We start from the raw sequence: 25,683 nt of genomic DNA, 5'->3' as shown, positions 1-25,683 counted from the left end.
TTGCTCCAGGTTACGCGTAAAAATTACGGTTCAGTTCAACACGGTCACGAAGACCTTGAGGGATGGCATATAAAGAACCTAAGTCTTCATATTGTTGGGCAATCTCTAACAACTTATCTAGACCCATGCTATCCATGTAGTAGAAGATTCCGCCACGGAATGCCGGGAATCCAGTGCCGTAGATAAACGCAATATCACCCTCGGCAGCTGAAGAAATAATGCCGTCATCTAAACAGCGAATCGCTTCATACATCATCGGTAACATCATTCGCATTGTGATGTCTTGAGGCTCCATTGAGATTGGTGCATCACAAAGGCTGTCTATTAGCGCAGTGGTTTCCAAATGGTTTTCTGGTTGTAAGCGACCTTTGCGATCCGCTTTGTACAGATAGAAACCCTCTTTTGTTTTTTGCCCTAAACGTCCTTTCGCCACAGATTCCGCGATCAGATTCGCTTCAGGCTTGGCTAAACGCGTTGGGAAGGCTTCGCTCATCACATCAATGCAGTGATCCGCGGTATCGAGTCCAATCACATCAAGCAGATGCGCTGGCCCCATTGGCCAACCGAACCCTTTGCTCATCACTTTGTCGATTTGAGCAATATCACCGCCCGCAACCAACAGCTGGTTGAAAGCCAAGAAGTAAGGCGTTAAACAGCGATTGACCAAGAAGCCAGCACAGTCGTTCACCACGATAGGCGTCTTGCCAAGTGCCAGAACGTAGTTGACTGCGGTTGCAATGGTTTCCGCTGATGTTTGCTCACCTTTAATCACTTCAACCAACGGCATGCGGTGCACCGGATTAAAGAAGTGAATGCCACAGAAGTTCTCTGGGTTCTTTAATGAGTGCGCTAAGCCACTGATCATCAAAGTAGATGTGTTTGATGCAATCATTGCATTTGGCGCAACCTGTTCAAGCTCAGCTAGCACCTTTTCTTTTACGATTGGATTCTCAACGACCGCTTCTATCACCAAATCACAGCTGTCTAACGCTGCATTGTGCAAAGTCGGCACGATACGATTGAGCACTTCACCCATCGCCTCTGGGCTCTTACGACCGCGAGTCACTTGCTTTGAAAGCAGTTGATTGGCTTCATTTAGTCCTAACGCTAAGCCCTGTTTGTTGATGTCTTTGAGTACCACATCCAGCTTTTTATCCGCGGTCACATAAGCGATACCGCCGCCCATAATGCCCGCGCCGACTACACCCACTTCTTCGGTTTTCTTGCCGCCTTTAGCGTGTTTCTTTGCCGTCGCTTTTACTGCCATGTCGCTCAGGAAAACATTCACCAAAGCGTCTGCTATACCACTTGCGACACATTTGATGATTCCCGCTTGCTCAAGCTTTAAGGCTTCATCGCGAGAACAACGAGCGCTTTGAGAAATCGTGTTCAGAATAATGCCTGGTGCAGGATAATGAGGACCAGCGGCTTTCGCGACCATGCCTTTAGCCACATTAATCGACATCGCCAGTTCCGCGTCATTCAGAGTCAGTGGCGCTTGTTTTTCTGCATAACGCTGCTGCCAATCAAAGTCACCAGAGATGCACGACTCAAGCATGGTTAACGCGCTTTCGATTGGGTTTGTCTTACTCGCATCGATCACACCGTCAACAACGTGATGTTCTAGCGCTTGCTTTGCCTTAAAGGTTTTACCCGTTGTTAGCCATTGCAGAGCCGTATCCACACCTGTGATGCGCGGTAATCGAGTCACCCCACCCCATGCAGGCATGATGCCAAGCTTAACTTCAGGCAGGCTCATTTTTAGGTCGGTCGTTGCAAGGCGATAATCCGCAAGCAGTGAAAGCTCTACCCCCCCACCAGCAGCTACACCATTAACGATGGCGACTTTAGGAAGGTTAAGATCTTCGATTCGGTTATAAATGGAGTGCGCCCATGATAAGTAATCGGTAATGGCCGCATCACCGCCACTAAACAGAGAGCGAAAGGCTTTTACATCCGCACCCGTGCTAAATAACGCTTTGCCCGAACGGATAATCAGACCAGCAGCATCACTGTTTTCAAGTTGCTCGAGACAGCTTTCAAGTTCAATTAATGCCGACTTAGTGAGTGTGTTAACCGAATCAGACTCTGCGTTGAAAACCAATTCAACAATACGATTAGAATCTTCGATAAATGCGAGTTTGAAAAATTGTCCTGTAAACATAATTACCTCCTACTTCACTAAGCCATGTTGTTTTGCTTCAGCCAGTAACGACTCACGAAAATCTGGGTGCGCGATGTTCGCTAACGCATGAACGCGTTCAGAGACCGTCATACCACGCAGGTTAACCGAGCCGTATTCCGTCGCCACAATATGCACATCGTTACGAGGCGTAGTAATCGGCGTGCCCACTGGCAATGACAAACGAATATTCGACTCTAAGCCGCCTTTGCCTTCACGCGTTGCTGCCAAGGCTAAGATGCTGACGCCGTTTTTCGCCATGTTCGCTGCTCGTACAAAATCTAACTGACCACCCGATCCTGAAATCTGGCTAAAACCCGCGCCTTCAGATGCAACTTGACCCACAAGGTCGATCATCAAACACGTATTAATGGAGACAAAATTATCGTTCTTAGCGACTTCATACGGGTCAACGACTTCGCTCATTGAGCCCATCTCGATGTCTGGGTTGTTGTGCAGAAAGTCCATCACTTCTTGAGGACCCGCCGCGAATGCCGCGACGATCTTGTTTGGCATGTGATTCTTTTTAGTGCCAGACACCGCACCGGCTTTACACATCTCCATGAGAGATTCCGTAAACATCTCTGTATGAACACCTAGATCTTTACGGTCTCGAAGCGCCATACCCATCGCATTTGAGATGGTTCCAATACCAATTTGTACCGTCATTCCATCCTTAATGTATGGGCTAACGTGTTTTGCAATTTCGGTCTCTAGCTCTGAAGGCTGGCCAGCTTTAGGTGACGCGATACTATGATGGCCTTCGACTAATGCGTCCGCACAATCAACATGCACGATATTGTCTTCATTGCCGATAAAAGGTTGCTGTTCATTAACAACAAAAATTACTTTAGAAGCATGTTTCAGCGCCACCTTCGTTGCTACGCCGCCACACGCGCCTAAGCTCACAAAACCGTCTGCATTCGGTGGTGTCACTTCAACGACAACCGTATTCGGCTGCAGTTTTTCAAAAATATTTTCGAAATTAGAGAAATGAAAGTTCGTCACTTCTACGTTGCCTGTGCTTTGCAGCTTTCTTTCAATTGGCCCCATGAAGAGACTGATATGCTTGAAGTTATCTCTATATTGAGGCTTCAAAAATTCGAAGGGAGTCGTCATCAAACCTGTGTAGATTTCACAATCACTGAATAGGTCGAGGTGTTTATCCAACTCCTTTAGAAAAACAACTGGAATGGACAGTAAGCCACCTGCCCAGATTTTGTCACCTGATGCGAGTTTGCCTACCGCAGACTCTAACGAGAGTAGTTTTTCGCTATGGATCTCTTGCCAATTATTCATTATGTAGTTCTCATTATACTTTGCATAACAGGCTAAATTTTGAATATTACTTTTCCATTAAAACCAAAACTTGTATGTTATGCATGAACGTAGGGTACAGGTAAATATCCTTTTCACGGCATTCAGAATACAATTTCCCTAGGCTTTAACTTTGCAATTCAGGACAAGAAATTCACTATTCTGGACAATTAATCACTTTGTGTTTTTGATCACATCTCCGATTTATAAGGTCATAAAATGGCATTGGAACAGCGCTTTCATAACTCCCTTTCGGTTCACGCTGGCTGGCAAGCCTTGCTCGCTTTAACAGCAAAAGAGCATAAAGTGGAAAGCCAATTGTTTCCGCCAAAGCGTAAGAATTCAGATGGCCGATTGCATTTCCACGACCTTCGTGAAGAGTTAGTAAAACTGTGTGAATATACCGATGATGAGCTGATCCCCGTAAGAGCCGCGAAGCACGTTACTCCCTTAACCTTTGGCAGTTACTCCTTAGCACTATGGACCGCTCCAAACCTCGAGGCGATGCTAAAAACTGCGGCTGAATTCTCGTTCATTATTGCGTCGCCTATCCGGCTTCAATATCGAGAAAATAAGCAAGGTAGCGCCGAGTTATGGGTACTCAACAGCGAGCCTTTCAGCCAAGAAAGTCACGTCACCTACCTTGGCGTAACAATGCTGATCGCCACACTCATTTACATCATCAAGCATGTGATCCTTAGCGAAGACATCGATGTGAGCGTCAAACTGATTGAGCACAAATTCTCTCCCGAGCACACCGAACAACTCGAACAGTTAACGGGAGCAAAAATTACCGCCGGACACCCAATAAGAAAGATCGCTATCGACAAAAAGCATCTTCATAAACCTTTAGATAATTACGATGAAGGGATCTATTTTTCGGCACTGAATCTACTGAGAAAAGACGCGGAGTCCCTAAAGAAAGGCGACCTGATTCTCCAGATCTACAATGCGCTCAATCAAGCGAATAACTTGGAGAATGTTTCGGGTGAGAGCCTTGCTCAGTCGCTCAACATGAACATCCGAACGTTGAATAGAAGGCTTGCTGAACTCAACACAAACTATCGAGGTGTAGTCGAAAAATACAAGCTAGAAAAAGCACTGCACTTGCTAGAAGACCAACACATCAACATGACCGAGATTGCCTACCAGCTCGGCTTTGCTGACTTGAGCACTTTCTCACGTGCTTTTAAGAGATGGACAGGGCTAAGTCCAATAAAATTAAGGCGAAGTCAGAATATCACCTAGGTAAAGACTGATCTAAATCAACGTTACTTTCGATGGCATATTCGGCAAAACTTTTGTCCTAAAGTGCAAAGTTAGCACGTTCATCCCTTGCTTTAATATCACCAGTACTTGCTTGGTTAACACCCAATGCATTCAATTATTGGAGATTAGATTATGTTAAAACAAGAGCATAACGTGCTTTTTGAACCGATGAAGATCGGCTCTTTAAAGCTAAAGAATCGTTATTCTATGGCCCCGATGGGCACCTTAGGTTGTGTCGATGGCGATGGTGCGTATAACAGCCGTGGCGTTGAGTATTACGTTGCTCGTGCACGTGGTGGTGTTGGCCTGATCATTACCGGTGTGCAAATGGTAGAAAATGAACTTGAACAGTTCCCTATGCCTTCCCTTCCATGCCCAACCAACCATCCAACCGCTTATATCCGCAGCGCAAAAGAGATGACCGAACGAGTTCATACCTACGGTACTAAAATATTCGCACAGCTTACCGCTGGTTGGGGACGCTCTTGCATTCCGGGCTTCACGCCTGAAGACAAATCCATTGCGCCTTCTGAAGCGCCGAACCGCTTCGACCCTTCAATCACACATCGTGAACTGACCACTGAAGAAGTAAAATACTTCATCTCTAAGTTTGTTGAGTCGGCTGCTATTGCCCAAAAAGCAGGCTTTGACGGTGTAGAAATACACGCGGTTCATGAAGGCTACTTACTTGACCAATTCACAATGGAATTTTTCAACCAACGTACAGACCAATACGGTGGCAGCTTCGAAAATCGTTATCGCTTTGCGGTAGAGATTGTTGAAGGTATCAAAGCTGTTTGTGGCAAAGACTTCCCGGTATCACTGCGCTACTCCGTTAAAGGCAACATGAAAGGTTTCGGCCAAGGTATCCTTCCGGGCGAGCGCGCTGAAGAAGTGGGTCGAGATATGGAAGAAGGTCTTAAAGCGGCTGAATACCTGCAAAGCGCAGGGTTCGATGCTCTGAACGTTGATGCCGGCACCTATGACTCATGGTACTGGAATCACCCGCCAAACTACTTCCAACCGGGCATGTACAAACCCTACTGCAAAGCCGTTTCAGAAGTGGTCGATATTCCCGTATTAATGGCTGGCCGTATGGAGAACCCAGACCTCGCTTCGCATGCTGTTCAAAATGGCATTTGTGATGGCGTGTCACTGGGTAGACCCCTGCTCGCCGATCCAGACACGGTGAATAAGATCCGACGAGGTCGTTTTGAAGAAGTTCGTCCTTGCTTATCTTGTCACCTTGGTTGCCTAGGTCGTATGGCTGAAGTGGGTAACCTATCTTGCGCGGTTAACCCAAGCTGTGGACGAGAAGAAGAGTTCAGATTACTACCAACGCACAAAACCAAAAAGGTCGTCGTTGTCGGTGGTGGTGTTGCGGGAATGGAAGCCGCTAGAATTGCTTCTGAGCGCGGACATGATGTAGTCCTTTTCGAAAAAGGCAGCCAACTGGGTGGCAATGTCATCCCGGGAAGCCAACCTCCATTCAAGCATGATGATAAAGCCTTGATTGCGTGGTTCAGCGGTGAAATGACTCGACACAAGGTAGACGTAAAACTCAATTCAGCGGCAGACAAAGCATCGATTGAAAGCGAAAAACCAGACAGTGTTATTTTCGCTACCGGCTCTCGCCCAACTCAACCTAACTGGTTGGAAGGAAAAGATAAGCCGCACGTTTTAGTTGCCGAAAATATGTTGATGAACCCTGAACTAATTACAGGCGACAAAGTCTGTGTGATTGGCGCGGGTTTAGTGGGCGCAGAAGCGGCTCTATGGATGGCTCAACAAGGCAGAGCAGTAACATTAGTTGAAGCATCAGACGATATCATTGGCGGCCCTCACGGCACCTGTTTTGCTAATTACCAGATGTTGAAAGAGCTTCTAGCCAAAGAACAAGTGAACGTTCTTACTTCAACACGATTAGAGCGAATCACCGATACGGGCGTTTGTCTAAACATTGAAAACAGCAGTGTTGAAATGCTTTCCGACCACGTTGTGTTAGCGCTTGGCTATAAAGCTGAAGATCACTTGCATGAAGAACTGGCGAATCAACTGGACGTTGATGAAGTATTCAATATCGGTGACAGCCAAAAAGCGAGAACGATCATGGCCGCAATCTGGGATGGCTTTGAAGTGGGTCGTACGCTTTAAGATAATCTGACGCTTTAAGTTAGCTGAACGCTTTTAGTTAGTTGTACTTGGTAATTTAGTTCCGTTAAGTTAAAACACCGAAACCAAACATGGACGTTTGGTTCCTGCCTCTCACTGTATCTTTCCTTAAGTGCCCTCCCCACTTTCGTCTCGTTACATCAAAACGAGATAATTCTTCGACTTTACAGTTTTTTCTTTAAAAATTATCCAATTAGCTAGCGAAACCTCTATCTGTGTATTTTACTTAAAATAGTTCAACCACGATTCACGGATGAGAAAAATGGCTAACAAAAAAAACGTCGAAGCAAACAAGAAAAATACAGAAATCAAAAATAAGAAAAGTAACGAGCTAGAACAAAAGAAACCAACAAAAAAAAAGAAGCTCAGACTGCATTCACACCTAAAAGTTAATATCCCGCTTTTTCAATCACTCATGATGATACTGCCATCATTGGCTAAACACGCGGCTGCCGAGGATATAGACAGCTCCGGTGATACCGCAGATCAACTAGCCGCAAATAGCGTGACAGAAAAAGATGTCAGCGACGACCATGGAAGAACGGACTCATCAGCGGTTACTCATCAAGAGGCTCAAACGAGCGACAGCGACGTAAACTCGACCTTAAGTGCAAGTCATGCCGCCCATGGTTCGAGCTCTCACTTGGTTCCTTCTCATCATTTATCGACGCTTTCTCACCCGCAAGTCCATTATATTCCTTCGGTATCGATGCCGACTATCTCCTCAGGAAGTAACGGTCAGCCGACTCATTCGAATGCGCCTACAACGCCCGCTTTACCCGTCACCTTCATGTCAGAAGTCATAAAAGGTACCTACGGAGAGCTTCATGTTGATGCAAATGGTCAATACACGTTTGTATTAAACCCAAAATCGCCTCAATACATACTGTTGAATCAGCACCAACAAGGTACTGATCATTTCTTGTTGCATCTATCTAACGGCTCGAGCGTCATTGTTCAAGTACCGGTCACGGGTAAGCAAGACACGCCAAGTATTTCTGGAGACTTAACAGGTGTCGTCACAGAAGATCACAATATTGATTCACAAGGCTTGTTACATGCGAATGGTAAAATTGATGTCATAGACCCTGATCAAAATGAAAGTTCGGTTACGCCGGAAGTTATCTCAGGGAAGTATGGCTCATTAACTATCGATTCTGATGGACACTGGCAGTATCAAGTTGATAACTCTCTTTCTAACGTTCAAGCGCTAACCGGGGCGACTTCACTGCATGAAAGTTTCACAATTCACACCAAAGATGGCACGCCTCAAACCATCGATATGACGATCGGCGGGAACGACGACAATGCCGTGATTACAGGCGTGGATGCTGGCACGGTAACTGAAGATTTAACAACGCAAGTTCAAGGACAGCTTTCAGTAACGGACTCTGATCTTGGAGAAGACCACTTTCAAGCCTCACAAGTGACTAGTAGTTTCGGTACGCTAAGCATCACCAAAGACGGTGCGTGGACATACAATTTAGATAACAATAATCCAGTAGTTCAAGGGCTTGGCCAAGGTTCAACTGCGACAGACATCGTCACTGTTCACTCTGCTGATGGTACAGCGCATCAAGTTACGGTTACGATCAATGGCACTAACGACCATGCAGTAATCACGAGTAGTACAGCAAATTCACCAAGTTCGTTTTTCGCTATCGGGACAAGTAATGGCTCAAGCCAAGTTACTGAAGATAAAGAACTAACGGTTTCAGGCCAACTCAACATCACCGATATCGACTCAAAAGAGGCGCATTTTTCTAATTCCGACCTCAAGGGGACACTGGGTACTTTACACCTAAAAGACAATGGCGATTGGACCTACGATCTAGATAATAAAAATCCACAAGTTCAGGCTCTTGGTCAAGGCTCTGCGACAACAGACATCATAACCATCCACTCCGCCGACGGCACTCCTCATCAAATTGCAATTACCATTAACGGCACCAATAATAAAGCCGTGATAAGCGGAACCAGTGCCGGCGCGGTGATTGAAGAATCTCAGCTTCAGACCTCTGGTACGTTGACTGTCACTGACATCGATACAGGCGAAGCGCATTTCTCTAATACCGATATCGTCGGCTCGTTTGGTACGCTACATCTAACCGATTCTGGTGCTTGGACTTACGACCTTGATAACACTAACCCTACAGTTCAAGCATTAGGCGCGAATAAAACCGCCACCGATACTATTACCGTTCACTCTGCAGATGGCACCACCCATCAAGTAACGATTACGATAAACGGCACTAACGACAAAGCAATTATTGGTGGAACAAGCTCAGGAGCTGTCACCGAAGAATCTCAGCTTCAAACCTCTGGTACGTTGACTGTCACTGATATCGATACAGGCGAAGCACACTTCTCCAACTCCGATATTGCAGGCAGATTAGGAACTCTACATCTGACCGATTCTGGTGCTTGGACGTACGATCTTGATAATACCAATCCTATCGTTCAAGCGTTAGGTGCGCATAAAACAGCTACCGATACTATTACTGTCCACTCCGCTGACGGCACGCCACACCAAGTGACGATCACCGTGAATGGCACCAATGATGCTGCTTTAATCGGTGGGACAAACTCAGGTGCGGTGACTGAAGAATCTCAATTACAAACATCCGGTACGTTGACTGTCACTGATATCGATACTGGCGAGGCACATCTCTCCAACACAGATATCGTAGGCAACTTAGGTACTCTACATCTGACCGATTCTGGTGCTTGGACGTACGATCTTGATAACACCAATCCTATCGTTCAAGCGTTAGGCGCGAATAAAACAGCTACCGATACCATTACTGTTCACTCTGCAGATGGCACCACCCATCAAGTAACGATTACAATAAACGGCACTAACGACAAAGCAATTATTGGTGGAACAAGCTCAGGAGCTGTCACCGAAGAATCTCAATTACAAACATCCGGTACGTTGACTGTCACTGACGTAGATACTGGCGAGGCACATTTCTCCAATACCGATGTTGCTGGGACTCTAGGCACCTTACATCTGACCGATTCTGGTGCTTGGACGTACGACTTAGATAACACTAACCCAACCGTTCAAGCGTTAGGTGCGCATAAAACAGCTACCGATACTATTACCGCTCACTCTGCAGATGGCACCACCCATCAAGTAACGATTACGATAAACGGCACTAACGACAAAGCAATTATTGGTGGAACAAGCTCAGGCTCTGTCACCGAAGAATCTCAATTGCAAACATCCGGTACGTTGACTGTCACTGATATCGATACTGGCGAGGCACATTTCTCCAACACAGATATCGTAGGCAACTTGGGGACTCTACATCTGACTGATTCTGGTGCTTGGACGTACGATCTTGATAATACAGCTCCTAACGTTCAAGCGTTAGGTGTGAATAAAACAGCCACTGATACTATTACTGTCCATTCTGCTGATGGCACGCCGTATCAAGTTACGATCACGGTGAATGGCACTAACGACAAAGCAGTTATTGGGGGAACAAGCTCAGGAGCTGTCACCGAAGAATCTAAGCTTCAAACCTCTGGTTCGTTGACTGTCACTGACGTAGATACTGGCGAAGCACATTTCTCCAACACAGATATCGTAGGCAACTTAGGTACTCTACATCTGACCGATTCTGGGGCTTGGACGTACGACTTAGATAATACTAACCCAACCGTTCAAGCGTTAGGTGCGCATAAAACAGCTACCGATACTATTACTGTCCACTCCGCTGACGGCACGCCACACCAAGTGACGATCACCGTGAATGGCACCAATGATGCTGCGGTGATAATGGGGACATCGACAGGCGATGTCCATGAAGGACACACTTTTACCGCGCCAGACGGCAGTATGACTGGCGGTTATGTTGATGACCGTTCACCTGATCATCAGCACGGAAACATAGGGAAATTGTGGAACGATGAAATCCATACCGATGGCCACCTATCGGTAGTGGATGCTGATGCAGGTGAAAGCTATGCCCAAACAGGCACTTATTACGGCACTCATGGTCGTGTCATACTTCAAACTAACGGGGACTGGACCTACTATGCTTCCATCGGCCAAGATGCAACCGGCAGAGCTATTGATCATCTGGGTAAAGGGGAATCACTAACCGATACTGTCACCGTTAAATCTGCAGATGGCACCACACACGATATCGTTGTCACCATTCATGGCGATAACGACAGCCCATACTGTTCTTCAGAAGTACAGCTCAACAGCGGCAAAGAAGACCTCGCGCAAACCATCACAGCCACCGAACTCTTAGCAAACACTATAGACGTGGATACCAATGACATAGGCAAGCTGACGATTGCGAACCTTCATGCCGATCATGGTTCTATTCAAGATAATCAAGACGGTACCTTCACTTTCACACCAACCAAAGACTACAACGGCCAAGTGCACTTCACTTATGACGTGACAGATGCGCATGGTGGTATCACTGCAACAGGCGCGAATTTACACTTACAAGCAACTGGCGATGCTGCGACTATTACTGGAATTGATCAAGGCAATGTGACAGAAGATCGTGGTTATATTGATACACAATATAATCTTCATTTTGATGGAAAATTAGATATTGTTGACCCCGACCAAGGTGAAGCTCAGTTTGATATTCAAAGAGGCCACACCTATCACGGAATTGGCTATGATACAAAAATGGGTGGGTGGGTACTTTTACAACAAGATGGTACTTATACTTATACAATTGATAATCGTAAACCAGAAATTCAAAATCTTGGGTCAACAGAGACTCTTGTCGATAAGGTGACAATCCACAGTGTCGATGGAACAAGTCATGAAATTCAGATCACAATCCACGGTACAAATGATGACCCTAAGGTTTCTTCGGTAACAACTCTTCCTGCAGGAACTGAAGATACAGATGTCGTTCTACACGCTTCTGATTTACTCGCCAACGCTACAGACATTGACCACAATGATGCAGGGCAACTCTCAGTGGCCAACCTCACCGCCGACCATGGCAAAATCACCGATAATCATGACGGTACTTTTACCTTTCATCCTGCCCTAGATTACAATGGGAAAGTCTCTTTTAGCTATGATGTAAAAGATGCACATGCTGGCAGTACAGCGACTTCAGCGAGTATGACGTTAGCACCAACCAGTGATGCGGCGGTTATTACAGGCTCCGGTTCTGGGGTTAAAGAGGATATCAATGTGGATATCTCCAGTGGGCATCTCCTTGGAGCTTCTGGTGTGTTCCATGTTGTTGACCCTGATGGTCCCGCACAGTCACAGTTTCCAGATGTCCTTTATGGTGGTATTTATCAAGGGTCTCATGGTGGAGATCTTCAAGTTAATAGTAATGGTAACTATTACTACCATATGAGTAATTATTTAGTACAACATCTCTCAGAGGGTGAAATACTCAAAGAGGAGTACACCATTCACAGCGTCGATGGAACTCAGCACAAAGTGGAGTTTACCGTTGAAGGTACTAATGATAAACCAGTACTCACCGCTCAGACGCAATCAATAACAGAAGGGGGGACCCTTTTATCTGGCCAGATGCATGCCACGGATGTGGATACAAAAGACACGCATACCTTCACTATTGACAAAGCTGTAGATGGCTTAACCTTTAACAATGATGGTAGTTACACTTTTGACCCCTCCCATGCAAGTTATCAAAACTTGGGAGCAAACAATGACCAAGTTATACATGTTCAGGTAAAAGTGGATGATCATAATGGTGGTACGGATACGAAGACTCTTACGCTAGTTGTACACGGAACGAATGACAGTGCAACAATTGGCGGGCAAGACACCTTTACTGTTCAAGAAGATCATAACCTTACTCTAAACTCAGGTAATACGATTATATACAACGGCCAATTGACCATTACTGACGCCGATGCTGGAGAAGATCATTTTGATGGGAATCTTCATCAAAACCAACAAACAGGCACATGGGATACCGGATATACAACACAGGAAGGTGGAAAACTCATTCTTCAATCCAATGGTTCATATCGCTATGAAATTGATAATAGCCTCGCAAAGATTCAATCTCTCGGTAGTAGTGAAACGTTAATTGATACTGTTACTGTACGTTCTGCTGATGGTACGCCTCATCAAATTCAAGTCACTATCCAAGGTGACAATGATGCTCCAGTTGTTAGCTCCGCAGTTACACTTACGGCTGGAACTGAAGATATAGATGTCGTTCTACATGCTTCTGATTTACTCGCCAACGCTACAGACATCGACCACAATGATGCGGGGAAACTCTCTGTAGCAAATCTTATCGCGGATCATGGAAAGATTACCGATAATCACGACGGAACCTTCACCTTTCACCCTAACCAAGATTACAACGGCAAAGTCTCCTTTACCTATGATGTGCAGGATGCACATGGTGGAAGTGTCGCTACATCAGCCTCAATAACTCTCACTCCCACCCGTGATTCTGCTGTGATTTCTGGCAATGATGCAGGAACGATTATTGAAGATCATAATGTCGGGCACAGCTCAGCTCAAAAGATTGCAATATCAGGCTCTTTGTCTGTAACTGATCCTGACACAGGCGAAGATCACTTCCGGTTTAACCAATTTGGTGAGAAAGCGATACATGACCCCTTTGGTGGAGATCTAAGAATAACTCCAGCTGGAAGTTGGGGGTATGAGGTTTCAAACAGTCGCTTGCAATCATTAGCTGAAGGTGAAGTAGAAAAGGTTGTATATCGTGTTTATTCTGCAGACCACACTGCCCACGATATAACAATAACGGTGACAGGCACCAATGATCAGCCGACCATCATTGCGACAACACTTGCACATGGCACTGAAGACACGCACTACCAAATGCAAGCCAGCCAATTTGGATTCAATGATATCGACTCCGGCGATACGCTACATTCCATGGCAATCACAGATCTTCCGCCAGCAACACAAGGTAAGTTTTTACTTGATGGACACGATGTTACAGCGGGACAACAGATCCCTACAGCTGACATCAGTAAACTTCAGTTCGTCCCTGCGCAAGATTTCAATGGCGATGTTCAGTTTAAATATACTGTTAACGATGGGCATACCGACTCTGCAGAGGCTACCAACACACTTCATATTGATGCGGTGGGAGATAAAGCCGTTATATCAGGTGTGGATACTGGCGATGTTTATGAAAACAGAAACCCTGATATGTCGCCAGACTTTGCCCAGCCAGGTATGGCACATTTAACTAATAGTATGATTCATGTTGAGGGGCAACTAACAATCATCGATCCAGATACCGGCGAGAATAGTTTTGATTCTAAAGGTATTGGTTATACCTATCATGGAAAATATGGCCATTTGATTCTTAATACAGATGGTAAATGGTTTTATGGTGTTGCGACCGGCACTGCTGATGTAAATGGTGGATTAACAACAAAGGTAGGATCGACGATTGATCAACTTGGTGCAAATGAGACACTCACTGATACGATAACGATACAAAGTAAAGACGGTACTACTCATGATATTGTTATCACCATACATGGTGACAACGATAGGCCTTATTGCAATAGTGAAGTACAACTTAATAGTGGTAAAGAAGACACGCAAGTATCGTTGACTACTCAAGAGCTTCTTGCCAATACTGTCGACGTAGATGCGAATGACTTAGGCAAGCTGACGATTGCGAACCTTCATGTCGATCATGGTTCTATTCAAGATAACAAAGACGGCACCTACACTTTTACCCCAACCAAAGACTATAACGGCCAAGTTCATTTTAGTTACGATGTAAAAGATGCGCATGGTGGTGTTGCGCATACTGGAGCGAGTACGACACTTGCTGCTGTCGATGACAAAACCATTATTTCTGGCATTGATCATGGTGTTGCAACTGAAGATATCGCCACTCATATGTCTACGAATGCCAATATTATGGATGCTGTAGATTGGCAAGCGCTACAAGTTACTGATGTAGACAGCCCTAATACTCAAGTCACTGTCGAATTTGCAGGCAAACAATACACATGGAATATAGGCAGTAACCTAGATGTAACGACTCCTTATGGCAAATTCCAGTTCCACACTATCGCAAGTGGATCTCACAAAGGTGAGCACTCTTGGAGTTATATTGGCGACAATAATAATGTTCATGTTCAAGAGTTAAAGCATGGCGAATCATTAACCGAATCTATAAAGCTAATAGCAACCGATGGTACTGAATTTCCTATTACGGTTAAGGTTAACGGCACAGAGGATGGGGTCGTCATCGATTCCAATTCAGAACTGGGTCATGTCGTAGAAAATGCCCAAACAGGTGCTTCAGTTTCCGGCAATGTAGTCGCACATGATGTTGATCTCCACGATACGGTGAGCTGGACACAAACACCAACAGGTGGCATTAGCGGTCAGTATGGAACGTTCCATCTAAGTGCAGATGGACAATGGCATTATGACGTTGATCAGAGCAAAGCGACAAAACTAGGAGACGGCGACGAATATTGGGAGCACTTTACGGTTGAGGCAGTGTCTACTGATGGTAGCCATGTCTCGAAAAGTGTCTCTGTTGTTGTGCATGGCAATAATGATGTACCAACCGTTAGTGGTGAGGTCTCTTTACCTTCAGGTAAGGAAGATACTTCAATACATATTACACAAGCTGAATTAATCGCTAATGCGACAGATGTTGATACTAACGATAGAGGTTGGTTACACGTTGAAAACTTGACTGCAGACCACGGTAGCTTGGTATCAAATTCAGATGGCAGTTTTACCTTTAACCCCGACCCTAATTACAACGGAACGGTCCACTTTACTTACGATGTTGCCGATAGACACGGTGGCATAGCTCATACAAGAGCAATCACAACCCTTGCAGCAGTTAATGATGCCGCCACATTTACCGGTGACTCCGGCAGCATAGGAGAAGATACAAACATTCACCACAACGCGCATATAACGGGGTCAGCAACTATTCCAGATGCCCTTTCTTGTCATGGGCACCTGATTGTTTCTGACGCTGATGGTCATGGCGAAGCTGCATTAGATCTTAAGGGGCAACCGAAAATATCTCTGGATGGAACCTACGGTCATTTCGACATCACTAGTACTGGGATATGGGTTTATAAAGCAGACAACAAGAGTACGCAGATTCAAGACTTAGACAATGGACAAACACTCACAGATAGCATTGAAGTCACATCAAAAGACGGTACCAAGCATTCAATTACCGTCACTATTAACGGGACTACTGACGCTCCTACTCTACACAGTCTCAGTGATTCTGGTGTTCAACATAGTGGTCCAGTTGAAGGGAATCTACTTACTGGCTCTGGGACGGATCAAGGATTGAGTGGTGCAGCAACAGACACCGATTCCAACGCACATCTGGTGTTGCAAGATATTCAAATAAAGGACCCCGTGTCAGGTTATGTCGCGGTAAGGCCTGGGCAACCACATACTATGGCCGGTATCGGTACACTCGCGATCGAAGCGAATGGTCATTATACCTTCACCCCGGAAGCTGGCTTTACAGGTAAAGTGCCAAGTATGGTTTATCGTGTCGGTGATGATGGGGGTAACCCAATAGGAGATTCTTCTCAAAACTCTCTCTCTATTGAAGTCACCCCTCCTCTACAACATGCGCCAACGGTGACAGGGCAAACCGTTTCTACAAATGAAGACATCACCAGAACCTTTACGGCCAGTGAATTTGGTTACAGTGATCAAGATGGCGATGCGTTACAGTTCGTGACTATTAGCAGCATACCGAGTCATGGATTATTACTTCTAAACGGTAACGCCGTAACCGCCAACCAGCAAATCAGCAAGGCTGACTTAGACGCAGGCCATTTAACTTTCACGCCGATCAATAATGAAAACGGCGCCAACTATGCGCAATTTACATTTACTGCGAATGATGGCCATCAAGATTCGGCAAACGCAACGATGGTAGTGGATGTCAATGCAGTCAATGATGCACCTATCGTTGGATCGAGTTTTATTAGTTCTTTAGAAGATAAGCCTCATGCGTTCACCACCGCAGACTTTAAATATTCTGATATTGATGGAGATGCGTTAAACCACATCACGATTACCAATGTCGCCCATGGCGTGTTATCGCTGAATGGCGCCACAGTGAATGTTGGTGATGACGTCAGCGCCTCCGACGTTTCATCACTCATCTTCACCCCAACTCACAACTACTTTAGTTCTGGTGTCAGCGGATTAGGAGGGGTGCAATTTACCGCAAACGATGGTCATCTTGATTCAAAAGAAGGGTCAATACTCATTAATATAGCGAGTGTCGCTGACCCTGCAACATTCAGTGGAGACTCCACAGGAGTGGCAAAAGAAGACATAACACTTCAAGCTTCAGGTACGTTGACGGCGAGTGATCCTGATGGAACAGCTGGGTTTACCGCGGTACAGGGTGGAGCTGGAATAGCCGGAAGCAAAGGCTATGGGCACGCTCATATCGATGTAAATGGTCACTGGACTTACGACCTTGACAACAACCATCCTATAGTTCAACAGCTTGGCGAAGGTCAGACAGACACTGAAACCATCACGGTCCAATCTGCAGATGGCACGCACCATGATATCGTGGTTACCATTACCGGAACCAATGACGCACCGATTCTCGGCGTTAACCAAACATCATCAACAACAGGTACATTAACAGAGACTGATGTAGATGTTACTGACTCTCATACCTTCTCTGTCGTTAGTTCTGCGGGTCAATTCGGTTCACTGTCCGTCGATCCAAATACTGGTGACTACGTCTACACACCAAATACGTCTATCACAGGAATGAGTTATAACTCTGCCACCAACTCCTATCATGGTGTCGATGTATTCGAAGTAAAAGTCAGTGACGGCCATACGGATGATTCGAAATTCATCACCTTTGATGCCTCGGGGCATGTCACCATGTCACCAACGGGTGGCCTAGTCATATCAACCACAGTGCCTCAACAACCTACGGTTACAACGACACTACCAACTGTGCAAATGGTCACCAACGTAGCGACAACAAACTCGGTGACATTGGATTTGGCATCAACGAGTGACTCGGGTTCGTCGAACACTGACAACCTTACCAACGACACTACGCCAACGATTACCGGACACACTGATATTCCATTCTCGAAAGTCACGATTTACGATGGTTCCACACCCGTTGGACACGTGGTATCTGATGCCTCTGGCCAATATAGTGTTTCAGTAAGCAGCTTGTCGAATGGCGATCATAATCTATCCGCCAAAGCATTGGCTCCTTCATCAGTGATGCCTGCAACTTCTTCGCTTCTGTCTGTCCATATAGATACGCAAGTACACGTCGGTATTCAATCAGACCCGATTACCGCCGACAATGTGATTAATGCTCAAGAATCCAACAGCTCCATTGACATCACCGGATCCGTTTCTGGCGATTTTAATACAGGCGACATTGTGACTTTAGATGTAAATGGGACACAGCATACTGGCGTGGTCGATGCAAAAGGACACTATTCAATTGCCGTACCTGGCAGTGAACTCATCGCTGATGCTGACCAAAAAATAGAGGCATCAGTAGCGGTAACAGATACCGCAGGTAATAGCGCTCATGCCACTGCAGATGTTACTTACCAAGTCGATACACAGGTTAGCGTTCCTACGATTACTTTTGAAAACGCAGGGGCAGACAACTTATACAGTAAAGCTGAAATCGCCCGAGGACAGGCAAACACGATCACAGCAACCGTTACGCCTCCCGGTGATGCAAAAATCGGTGAGCATCTTGTCGTTAACGGTCAGGATCATGTATTAGATGCTCATACTCTTCAGCATGGAATACAAATTGAAGTTCATCCCGGTTCTAATGTACAAGCAACAATGACTGACGAACACGGTAATACCGCAGGTAGCCAAGGTTTCGCTGCAAGCGCTATTCCTGAACCTATCATTGTCAGACCACCATCCGGAAGCCACCAAGTATCTGGCACGCTTGGGGTTCCACCACTATTACCTTCATTAACTCCGGTACCAACAGCACAAAGCGGTTGGCGAATCCATTTACCTAACGGACAGTACGTCACTAGCCATCATGGCCAATACGGTACATTAACCATTGACCCTCAGACTGGTCATTTACATTATCAAGAGCAAGCCCAAGTTCACACGGGCCCTCATGGCAGCGCTTCTGGTATAGGTCAACATGAAGATAAATTTGAAGTAGCATTGCAAGGGACAAATCAAGATGAAGTTGTCGCCCATGTGAATATCCAGATACTCAGTCATGGACCTGGACATAGTGGAAAGCTGACAGTTGGAACTGAAGTGGTTGATATGACAATCACACCTTTGGTCCATACATCACACCCAGCTCCCCCACCACCGCCTCCTGTTCAACATGACGAGCCAGACATGGCTTCACAAGCCGACTTTACCGTCACTCTAAGCGATGATAGTAATCTAGATTTAACCCAGCAGATCCATCAAGAACCCGATCAGAAAACCAGTCACCATGGTGCAGCCGCTTATCTGGATGCATTGGGCATTAAACCCGATGCGACATCGACAACGGTTCATGATCAACCTGCGGATATGGATATCATACTTGCACAAGTCGACCAACCAGATGCAGTAACACATGACCAAGCGCACTTGGATATGTCAGACGCGCTGGAACACCATGATGCAAACATCAACCATAACCAAGATGATGAGCACCATCATCACAACGACGTAGACGGGCTACCGGACATTGACCCAAATAGTTAACCGATAACGAGACTAAACAGAAGGGAGCACATAATGTGCTCCCTTTTTATTATTTGCTGTTGTTATTCGTTTACTCTCAACGACTCTTTATAACGATTACCTTTCACCAAATGCGACACTGACATTGGTGTAAATTGGCTTCCACAGGTACTGGAATACAGATTTCTCACCAGTAGTAATATCTACCTCGCCCGTCATACCTGGCAAGATAGAAAAGCTCTCCGGATTATCACGGAAATAAGGAACATCCACCGAGACGACGACTTCATAATAGATTTCACCGCGTTCACTTTGGCTTGTGGTCGGTGAAATACTCTCAACCGCCCCTTTTAGCGCCCCAAAGCGGCTGTAATCAAACGCATCAATCTTGATACGAGTCGGCTGCCCTACGTTCACGAAACCAATATCTCTCGGTGATAAGCGAGCTTTAAAGTCTGCTTTCCCACCAACAGGAACGATTTCAACCACAGTACCACCTGGCTGAATAACACCACCGTTTTGCGTGCTTGGCAGGCTTTGCACCAAGCCTTGTAGCGGTGACACCAACATGGTGTTGGTCAATTTAGCTTGGCTTGAACGAACTCTCGCATTCAATGCCGATAAGTCAGATACGGCTTTAGAACGATCGTCACTGACCTTCGCCTTAGCCTCTGCTAAAAGCTGTTCAATTTTTTGCTCTGTGCTGTCTGCTTGCTTGATTAACACAGCTTTCTTACCACGAGCTTCTTCAATTTTCTGTTCGATACTGGCCAGTTTTTGTCGCATTTCAAGCACACGTAAACGTGAAATGTTACCCGCTTTATAACCCTTCTCCAGTATGTTCAACTCTTGCTTGGTCGCATTCAGCTCTTTCTCGTAGCTAGGCAATGACTTGTCTACACTGCGAAGCTGCTCTGCAATCTGCTCGCTCTCTTTCTCAAGTACCACACGCTTTTGAAAATAGAGGGCTTTTTGTGCGTTCAGCTGCGCTTTTTGTTGGCTAACGATCTCTGGGTAATCGACCTCGAACTCAGCAAGGTTTGGCTCACGCTGTTCTAGCAGAGCATTCATACGCTCTACACTGGCTAGAAGCGTCACTTGTTGGGATTTCAATTCTTCAAGAGCGGTACGTTGGAAGGTCGCATCAAACTCAACAAGCGGCTGGCCTTTCTCGACCAGCTGACCTTCTTTAACCAGAATTTGCTTTAATTTACCGCCAATCGCGCTTTGAAGTACCTGCTTCTCGCCTTCTGGAATAACTGCGCCTTTGGCTTTAGCAATTTCATCAACTTGGGTGACGACAGACCAAGTGGCAAAAGCGATAACACACAAAGCAACTGACCACGTCGCCAATGCCAATGTACGAGCCGTATTTTGTGATTCAACAAGTTCACCGTAGCGCTTGCCCTTCTCGATAGATTGTTTAGCCATTAGCGACTCCTTGCTTAGACTCTGATTGTTCTTGGGAAGCTTGAGGCTCTGAAGGCTGTTCCTGCTTCGAAGACTGCTCCGGCTCTAATGGACCGGCATAAACCACTGCACCTTCATTTAATACCACCACTTTATCGGCAAGCTTGATTAAATCCGGATCGTGGGACGTGTAGATCACCGTTGCTTTTCCTTTTTTCGATTGCACAAACTCACCAAATATACGCTTAGCATTTGGATGAGCATCAGGCACAGGGTTATCCATTAAGAACATTGGGTAGTCATAAACCAGCGCTTTTGCATCAATGAGGATCTGCGCGACGCTACCAGACAACATGTCAAAAAGGCTATCCGGCTGAATACTGCTGATGGAGGTGTCTAGCCCACCTGACAATGTTTCGAACCAACGCTTTCCGCCGACCATTTCAATCGCAGAGATCATTTTCTGATCTTAGACTTTATGACCGTCGTTTAGCCACTCTCGAATACTCAGCGTAAGCAAATCAGGATAAGCTGCTCGAATAAAACACCAGTGACGATAGAGCTGCGGGTCGTATTGAACGAGGTTAACGCCTTCAAGCTCGACCATGCCGTTTTGGATAGGCTGCAAGCCAGACAGTACTTCGATCAATGTTGATTTACCGCTCCCAGAAGGGCCAGTAATCGCAACAATTTCACCCGCTTCAATATCAAAGCTCACACCATTCAAAGCGGGGCGACTCTGTTTAGGATAACGCAGTGTCACTTGTTCTAATGTCAAGTTAGGCGCTACCACAGGTAACGGGTGATGCTGGTAACTGAATTCACGCTCGGACGGCTGAGACAAGATACGGTTCACTTGCAATTTGGATTGATTGAAGCTGTTAAAACGCATCGCACTGTTTGCCAACACCTGAGCAGGACCCGTCACCTTAGATATCAACATCATTGAAGCAATCAAACCACCAGGGGTCATCACTTGTTCAAAAATAAGTCCTATGCCTAACCCCATCACCGCGAGTGTCGAGCCCACACCAATGAAATAGTAAATCGAGGTGTACCGGCTCTGGAGAACCGATTGATTAAAGGTCACTGTTGAAGCAAGAAGATTGGCCTTTTTGAAACGTTGAATCCAGTGCTCTGAGAATCCGGCACTGCGAATAAAGGCAAGCTTGGATGACAGCTCATTAGTCATGTTTTGACGATTCGTACCTGCGACTGTCGATTGCATCGAGCGCTTGCTGCTAGAGCGTATCGAACGTTTTGCTAGCAAGTAATAAAGGATTAAAGAGACGACTGGAACCAGCACCAACCACCCGCCTAAAACACCTATCGCAAGTACAAAAATAAGAATGAATGGTAAGTCAAATAACGCATTCCCTAATGGCCCCGATAGCACACCTGAAATACGCTCTGACAACATCACTTGGTTTTGCTGACTAGAAGAAGCTGTTTGCTGATTTTGAGCATAGCTATTACGAAGCAGACGCTGCACGAGGGATTGAGAAATCTCACGACTTACTCGGTTGGAAACTGAAGCAAACACTCGGCTACGTAATGTTCTCAACCAACCCATCATCACAAACAACAACGCCGCGCCAATGGCGATACCTTGCAACTCATGCCCTGCATCACCACCAATCACATGGTCATAAATCGACATCGTGATGAAAGGAACAGCAAGCGCAAATAAGTTAGTGATAAAGCTGACCAATAACAATTTAGGAATGATGGGACGAAACGCATGTAACCTTTCGCCAACCCAATCAGGAGAGGCCTTCTCTAATGGTGGCCCTTCGATAACAATACAAAACTGAGGGACATCGGTGATTTCGTCATTGGCATTAAAGGCAACAAATTGCTTGGATTCTAAATGACCAGAGACCAGCTCATGTTCACCAAGTACCAGTAAGACCAATTTATGTTCACCAACTTCATCTAGGTTGGCAACCAAGCGATAAGGCAGTGCAAGCCTGTCGAACAAGGCAAACATATCGTCGATTGATTCAATGCCATTTTCATCGACCCATTGATGTGCGAACAACTGGATATTAGCATTAACTTCCAATTGCTTAAGAACGGAAAGGCTCTCGGTTTCTAAATGATTCATCACCTCTTGTCGACCGCTGGTATCTGCACGGTTGTTCGTACCTGAAGGGTTACCAATATCTAAACGATTCATACGACGGCCTCCTGGTTGTTCTCGCTGCCGATCGCAATAGCTCGACTTTCCACTGTAATGATTCGATTAGCTAATTCGCGAAGTTTAGAATGGTAGCTCACCATCAGTATCGTGCGTCCTGCCGTTACTTCTTCTTCCAACACCTTAGCTAGATTCCCAAGGGCGTCTAAATCAAGTGAAGAATCCGGCCTTTCCAACATGATTATGGGTTTATCACTTGCCAATTGAGCCGCGATATTGAGCATTTTCACGTTACCCATACTCAACAAAGAAGCACTCGTATGGCCAATTTGTGTCTCGAGCCCATCGGGTAATCGAGTAATCTCTTTGGTTAAACCCAAACGCTTTGCATAGTCACTGGCGCTTTGCGTTTTCTCAGGGTCAAAGCCACACAAGTTATCAAGAATGGTCCCCGACACCAGTTGTCCTTTAACGCCACAGTAGGCAGCAATATTGGTTACGGATACGATTGAAACGGCAGCTCCGTTAATGAAGCACTGCCCCGCTTTTAGATCATCAATACCTGCAATCGACGACAATAAATGACTGTTGGTGTGTCGATCCTCACTCTCTAACAATATCAACTCACCTTTATTCAATGTGACATCCGCATGAGCGAGTTCACCGTATCTTTCAACGGTCGCTTGCTTGATTTCCAACACCTCAAAGTCAGATAAGTGGTTCTCAGCTTGCTCAGAATCTGAAGATTCCGATAGTGACAAGTCACTCAATTTTTCTATTGCCTGATTGGCAGTGTGTATTGAATTAAGCTTGATTCGAACTCCCACTAAAGCACTTAAAGGTGCAACCGCTCTGCCCGATAAGATAGAACATGCCGCCAATCCACCTGTGGTTAACTGGCCATCCAACACCCATAAGCTGCCAGTAATCACGAGTAAAACTGACGTCGCTAATGCGGCAAGCTGAATACACTCTTGAGCGAAGGCATTCTGTTCCTCTTCTCTCGCTTTAGACTGAGAACGAACATTATTGAGGGATTTAAATTGATTGAAGATTCGAGACTCAACAGCCTGACGTTTGATTCCTTGAATGGTTTGGCTCAGTAAAATCAAGAACGCTTTTCGCTCCTGCTCATCTTGGGAAGCCTCTTCACTTAGGCTTTTAACGCGAATAGAAGATAACCAAACAATTCCGAGAGTAATCAGCCAAACTGCCAAAGGTATAGCCACCAGCTCACCGCCGATGTAAGCCACCAAACCCAAGAAGATCAATGCGAAAGGCAAATCAATAAAGCCTGCAATCACACCACCGGAATACCAATCTTTGACTTTGGATACAGAGCCGAGTCCTTCTTCTACACCGCCAACACCTAAATGACGAAGATGACTTGATGAAGCATTAGTCACCCTTTCAACCATGGTTTGATAGGTCGCTTTCTCGGTATTACTGGCCGCAGCAGACAAAAGCCAAGTTCGCACAAACCGAATTAGCGCTTCCATAGCGACAGCCAACGTCGCACCCGCTAATAACAGAGTGGCAGTCCCATAACTCTGGTTAGGTAAGATACGATCGTAAATTTGTAAAACCGTTAGCGGAACGGCGAGAGAAAGAAGATTTATGAGCAAAGAAGGCAGTAGGACTTTCCCCACCACCCCTTTGTTTTTCATTGAACTTGCGGGCATACACAATCCTTATCCATGCTTATGAAATAAGATTGGTACACCATGTTCAGTATTGCAAGGTAACGGACTGATTTAACGTGTTTTTCAATATAAATATGACAGAGATCTTTTTACACAAATCTGTGGCTAAACCCGTACCTTAAAAACGCTCCTTACAAACAATTGTCGTAATCCGTTATCGCCTGCTTTAACTTTGAAAAGTCTGAGTTACATAAATACGGTTTCAGCGCTTCAAATTTATCTGAGGGCCACTCGTATATTTTGAATGAAATGAGCTCGTCAATAACAGACTCATCAAAGCGGTATTTGACGACTTTAGCTGGAGAGCCACCGACAATGCTGTATGGAGCGACGTCTTTAGTCACCACACTATTCGCTGCAACTACAGCGCCTTCGCCAATCGTCACACCGGGCATCACCATCGCTCTCATGCCTAACCACACCCCATCTTCAATGTGAGTATCGCCTTTGCCAATGTAGGCGTCGTCGATGACATCCATAAATGGATACAGCGAAAACCAATCAACTCTGTGTGTATGGTTGCCGCCCATTAAAATCACAACCTCTGCGCCAATACAGACATAATCACCGATATAGAGTTCGTCTATTTCCCATCGAGGCTCCCACTGGCGGCTGACTTCGTCGCCGTGTAAATAGCGAACTACTGATTGTTCAAAGCCGTTATCCCAGCAATCGCTGTAATAACTGTGTTGACCTTTTACGTGAATATTGGGGTTGGTTACGACTTCATGCAGCAACTCGAATTTGGACCAATGCTTCTTTTGCATTTTTACCTCTGAATGAT

Annotated in this window: 8 protein-coding genes and 1 pseudogene; 3 read left to right on the top strand and 6 right to left on the bottom strand. The window is 45.7% G+C overall.

Annotated elements, in window-relative coordinates:
- Window positions 1-10: 10 nt before the first annotated feature.
- Together fadB and AB6E85_RS14275 are read right to left on the bottom strand one after the other, a co-directional pair.
- Window positions 11-2,164, bottom strand: coding sequence for a fatty acid oxidation complex subunit alpha FadB (gene fadB / locus AB6E85_RS14280; RefSeq protein WP_372143084.1), 2,154 nt, complete (start codon window positions 2,162-2,164; stop codon window positions 11-13).
- 9 nt (window positions 2,165-2,173) lie between these two features.
- Window positions 2,174-3,481, bottom strand: a complete 1,308-nt coding sequence (locus tag AB6E85_RS14275) for an acetyl-CoA hydrolase/transferase family protein (RefSeq protein ID WP_372143083.1) — start codon at window positions 3,479-3,481, stop codon at window positions 2,174-2,176.
- 237 nt (window positions 3,482-3,718) lie between these two features.
- Between AB6E85_RS14275 and AB6E85_RS14270 the strand changes: the two genes are divergently transcribed.
- From AB6E85_RS14270 to AB6E85_RS14260, 3 genes are all read left to right on the top strand, one after another.
- Complete coding sequence (locus AB6E85_RS14270; protein ID WP_048606245.1) at window positions 3,719-4,747, top strand: AraC family transcriptional regulator; 1,029 nt, start codon at window positions 3,719-3,721, stop codon at window positions 4,745-4,747.
- 153 nt (window positions 4,748-4,900) lie between these two features.
- Window positions 4,901-6,922 carry an FAD-dependent oxidoreductase gene (locus AB6E85_RS14265; protein WP_050634294.1) on the top strand — a complete coding sequence of 674 codons (2,022 nt, stop codon included), beginning with the start codon at window positions 4,901-4,903 and terminating at the stop codon, window positions 6,920-6,922.
- Window positions 6,923-7,202: 280 nt separating this feature from the next.
- A complete protein-coding gene (locus AB6E85_RS14260) occupies window positions 7,203-19,667 on the top strand; it encodes a VCBS domain-containing protein (RefSeq protein ID WP_372143082.1) in 12,465 nt (4,154 codons plus the stop codon).
- 96 nt (window positions 19,668-19,763) lie between these two features.
- Here the strand turns inward: AB6E85_RS14260 and AB6E85_RS14255 are convergent, their stop codons facing one another.
- The 4 genes and pseudogenes from AB6E85_RS14255 to AB6E85_RS14240 form a co-directional block, all read right to left on the bottom strand.
- The gene (locus AB6E85_RS14255; protein ID WP_372143081.1) at window positions 19,764-21,077 is read right to left on the bottom strand and encodes an HlyD family type I secretion periplasmic adaptor subunit; all 1,314 of its coding nucleotides are present in this window, start codon (window positions 21,075-21,077) and stop codon (window positions 19,764-19,766) included.
- Window positions 21,070-23,235, bottom strand: a pseudogene (locus AB6E85_RS14250) (ABC transporter transmembrane domain-containing protein). The gene AB6E85_RS14255 and the pseudogene AB6E85_RS14250 overlap by 8 nt, the downstream one beginning before the upstream one ends.
- Window positions 23,232-24,878 carry an ABC transporter transmembrane domain-containing protein gene (locus tag AB6E85_RS14245; RefSeq protein ID WP_372143080.1) on the bottom strand — a complete coding sequence of 549 codons (1,647 nt, stop codon included), beginning with the start codon at window positions 24,876-24,878 and terminating at the stop codon, window positions 23,232-23,234. Before AB6E85_RS14245 ends, AB6E85_RS14250 begins: the two are co-directional and overlap by 4 nt.
- Window positions 24,879-25,030: 152 nt before the next feature.
- Window positions 25,031-25,666, bottom strand: a complete 636-nt coding sequence (locus AB6E85_RS14240; protein ID WP_102499846.1) for a CatB-related O-acetyltransferase — start codon at window positions 25,664-25,666, stop codon at window positions 25,031-25,033.
- Window positions 25,667-25,683: the final 17 nt, after the last annotated feature.

The sequence above is a fragment of the Vibrio sp. 10N.247.311.51 genome (assembly GCF_041467855.1).
GTDB classification, from domain to species: domain Bacteria; phylum Pseudomonadota; class Gammaproteobacteria; order Enterobacterales; family Vibrionaceae; genus Vibrio; species Vibrio coralliirubri.
Note: the sequence above shows the minus strand (reverse complement) of the source record. Positions and strands in the feature narration are given on the sequence as shown.

Coding starts and splice junctions, on each gene's coding strand:
- AB6E85_RS14260 (WP_372143082.1), top strand. CDS start 7,203: ATGGCTAACAAAAAAAACGTCGAAGCAAACAAGAAAAATACAGAAATC.
- AB6E85_RS14245 (WP_372143080.1), bottom strand. CDS start 24,878: ATGCCCGCAAGTTCAATGAAAAACAAAGGGGTGGTGGGGAAAGTCCTA.
- AB6E85_RS14240 (WP_102499846.1), bottom strand. CDS start 25,666: ATGCAAAAGAAGCATTGGTCCAAATTCGAGTTGCTGCATGAAGTCGTA.
- fadB (WP_372143084.1), bottom strand. CDS start 2,164: ATGTTTACAGGACAATTTTTCAAACTCGCATTTATCGAAGATTCTAAT.
- AB6E85_RS14270 (WP_048606245.1), top strand. CDS start 3,719: ATGGCATTGGAACAGCGCTTTCATAACTCCCTTTCGGTTCACGCTGGC.
- AB6E85_RS14265 (WP_050634294.1), top strand. CDS start 4,901: ATGTTAAAACAAGAGCATAACGTGCTTTTTGAACCGATGAAGATCGGC.
- AB6E85_RS14275 (WP_372143083.1), bottom strand. CDS start 3,481: ATGAATAATTGGCAAGAGATCCATAGCGAAAAACTACTCTCGTTAGAG.
- AB6E85_RS14255 (WP_372143081.1), bottom strand. CDS start 21,077: ATGGCTAAACAATCTATCGAGAAGGGCAAGCGCTACGGTGAACTTGTT.